This is a genomic window from Bartonella taylorii 8TBB (genome assembly GCF_902825155.1).
In the GTDB taxonomy this organism is placed as follows: Bacteria; Pseudomonadota; Alphaproteobacteria; order Rhizobiales; family Rhizobiaceae; genus Bartonella; species Bartonella taylorii_A.
Genome location: NZ_CADEAG010000042.1, coordinates 1 through 796, shown reverse-complemented (window position 1 = coordinate 796; position 796 = coordinate 1). Strand labels below are relative to the sequence as shown.

Genomic DNA, 796 nt, shown 5'->3' with positions numbered 1-796 from the left:
AATAAAATCTCAACAGAAGGAAAGTTTCCTTATGACACTAAAGGATGCAAATCAAATATACAATCGGTTGGTTCTGCCATCACATACGCACGCAGATATCTGTTAGGTATGCTTCTTAATGTCGTGAGTGAAGATGATGATACGGATGGGAACACACCTATTAAAAAGGCTTTTCCACAACAGATCAATGAAATCAGAAGACTCGTAGTACAAACCCAAACAGAAGAAGAAAAAATACTTGCTTATGTCAACGTCAAAAAGCTCGACGATATGTCTGAAGGACAAGCACAAACGGTGTTGCATCTTTTAAAAGATAAACAGAACAAGCAAAAGGTAGAAACAGATTCTACACAAGATGCCGATATAGCAACGCCACACGAACAGGGAACGGCGGTGTGAGATGGAACAAAGAACAGCAGAATGGGTTTCAAGCGCGCTTGGGTAAAGTCACTGCTTCAAACGTTTACAGCGTACTCAGTAAGACAGCCAAAGGATTGCCCACAAGCAAATATGAAGATTACAAAATGAAACTCATGACAGAGCGCTTAACAGGAGAAATAAGCCAATCTTATACAACAGCGGCTATGCAATGGGGCATTGAACATGAAGAGAATGCCTTGAGAGAATATGAATTCATTTATGACACAGAAGTCACAAGATGCGGGTTTATCCAACACCCAAAAATGAAAATGGCGGGTGCAAGTCCTGATGGGTTCATTGGAGAGGACGGCTTAGTTGAGGTCAAATGCCCACAATCAACCACGCATTTGCGCTTCTTTATATATGACGAAATCAA

Annotated in this window: 1 protein-coding gene and 1 pseudogene; both read left to right on the top strand. The window is 41.0% G+C overall.

The window, feature by feature from the left end; genetic code table 11:
- The coding region (locus J7R13_RS08535; protein ID WP_208438285.1) for an ERF family protein at positions 1–399 on the top strand (399 nt) is incomplete at its 5' end.
- A 1-nt stretch (position 400) separates the two neighbouring features.
- Positions 401–796: pseudogene (locus J7R13_RS08530) on the top strand (lambda exonuclease family protein); the annotation flags it as partial.